Annotated in this window: 2 protein-coding genes; both read left to right on the plus strand. The window is 61.0% G+C overall.

Annotated features, from left to right (window positions below; all coding sequences use genetic code 11):
• Positions 1-241: 241 nt before the first annotated feature.
• Positions 242-484 (plus strand): hypothetical protein, encoded by a 243-nt coding sequence (locus tag RUW20_RS20410; RefSeq protein WP_313954056.1) that lies wholly within the window; start codon positions 242-244, stop codon positions 482-484.
• A 309-nt stretch (positions 485-793) separates the two neighbouring features.
• Entirely contained in the window at positions 794-2,074 is a 1,281-nt protein-coding gene (locus RUW20_RS20415) for a TIR domain-containing protein (RefSeq protein ID WP_313954057.1), read from the plus strand.
• Positions 2,075-2,141: the final 67 nt, after the last annotated feature.

Consider the following 2,141-nt stretch of genomic DNA (forward strand, 5'->3'; position numbering starts at 1 on the left):
TCAGTGCTAACATTTGAACATTCCCCCACGATCAAGATTAAGAGGACCAACTCGATCCTTCTCGCAGAGCTGACGGCGATGTCACCTTCGTGATAGAAAAGGGTTGGCAAACCACAAAACGGGCAAGAGTCGAGACTTGCCCCAAGTTTACGGTCGCGTCAAGGCGGGCGTTTGGTCTGCGATTTCAATGGCTTGGTAATTTGCTCACTTGGGAATAGACTCAGCTCGAGGAGACATGGGTATGACCGACAACGTAGAGAATCTGATTCTTGAGCACTTGCGCGGATTGCGAGCCGGACAGGATCGCCTTGAGAGCGAAATGCGGGAGGTTGCCGCGCGCCTGACCAGCCTGGAAGCGAGTACGGCGGCCGGTCGGCGCGACAGCGCGCACAACTACGAAGAAGTCATCCGGCAACAGTCGAGTATCGACCAGATCAAGGCGCGAATTGACCGGATTGAAAGGCGTTTGGAAATTGTGGGCTAAGGCGTCAGGAGGGAGCAGAGGAATAACCCCGAACCTGCCGCTGTAGATAACCCGATGCACCGCAGCTCAGCGGGGTCAGTGCGAGCCAAGAGGGGCCAGCGACATTTCCTTTCTCGCTCAAGGAAGCCTATTCCCGCCGACCTCTCTAGCTTTGCCGAACCTCGAAGCCTCGCTTGACAGGAATACAGCAGCCGTCAGCGCGAGTGCTTGTCCGGAAGCTGAGAAGCACATGCCTCCGACCCCTGGTCACTGCGAACGGCTGACGTTGATGAGGTTGCTGCAGCCGCAATGTTGGGAGGAGACGTGATGGTGGGACCAAGTACTGACGATCGGGAAGCTTACGACGTGTTCCTCTCGCATCGGTCGGATGACAAGCCGACGGTCGAGAGACTTGCCGAGAAGCTCGTCGAGGAAGCAGGGCTGGCCCCTTTTCTCGACCGTTGGCATCTTGTTCCCGGCGAGCCATGGCAGGAAGCCCTGGAACAGGCGCTGAACCAGAGCCGCTGCTGCGCCGTATTCATCGGGCCGAGCGGCGTCGGGTCCTGGGAGAACGAAGAGATGCGCACGGCGCTGAGCCGGCGCGTTCACGGGAGCCGGTTTCGCGTCATTCCGGTGCTGCTTCCCGGTGCCGGCAGTCTGGTCAGGGAGAAGCTGCCGTCATTTCTACTCCGCTTCACCTGGGTAGACTTCAGCGCCGGCATCGACGACGAGATGGCCTTCGCCCGTCTGGTGGCCGGTATCCGCGGCGAGGCCCCGGGCCGCTCGCCGCCGCAGCGTCTGTCGCAGGTTTCGCTGTATGTTCGCAAGAGCGTGCGCGAGCTCATGGAAGAGGCGCTGCGAGCCGATGGTATCGATCTCGCCGGCGTTCCGGTGGTGCTTGGTGCGACGATCAGGATGGTTGTTCGTCGTTGCCAGCTGCAGTATCCGGAACTCGATCCGCTCTACGTCGCCGAGCGGATTGCCGCTGCCCGGTCGCTGGCCTACGAAGAGAAGTATGCGCACCGCAGCAGGAAGGAAGACGAGCGCTACCGCGCCTTCGACGAGTGGGAGGCGGAACTGCATGCCGTGCTTCGGCAGGTCGGCATCCGCGACTTCGGGCGCTGCAAGGCCATCAACGTCGGTATCGGCAACGGCCTCGAAAACCCCTTTTTCTACCGCGACTTCGAATTGTTGACCGGCGTCGATCTGTCGCAGACGGCGCTGGCCGCGGCGGCACGCGCGACGCCCGGACTGCGCACCTGCTGTAGCGAAGCGGAACGGCTTGATGGCGTCGACAGCGGCGCCTACGACCTCTACCTGTCGCTGCGTACCTATCAGTCAACGCTGTTCGATATCGGCGACGCGCTTTTCGAGGCTTGCCGCGTGCTCAGGATCGGCGGCGCTGCCGTGATCTCGATACCGTACGTGTATTTCGACCAGGGGCGTCGACTCAACGGCCTGCAGCGGCCCGGCGGGCACGACCTCGACCCAGACTTGCCGTACGAGTTTGCCGAACGGGTACGCCGTGGCCTGCAGAATCTCGGCTTTGAGTCGCTGGGCATACGCACCGGGCTGTTCGAGATCTACGTCTACGGGAACAAGCTGGCGTAGGAACCAAAGCAACCTGTTGAAGGTCAAGCTTTTTCGCGAAGCCAACGGGGTCAGTTCTAGCATTAGC

The organism is Accumulibacter sp., assembly GCF_032229525.1.
Lineage (GTDB): Bacteria > Pseudomonadota > Gammaproteobacteria > Burkholderiales > Rhodocyclaceae > Accumulibacter.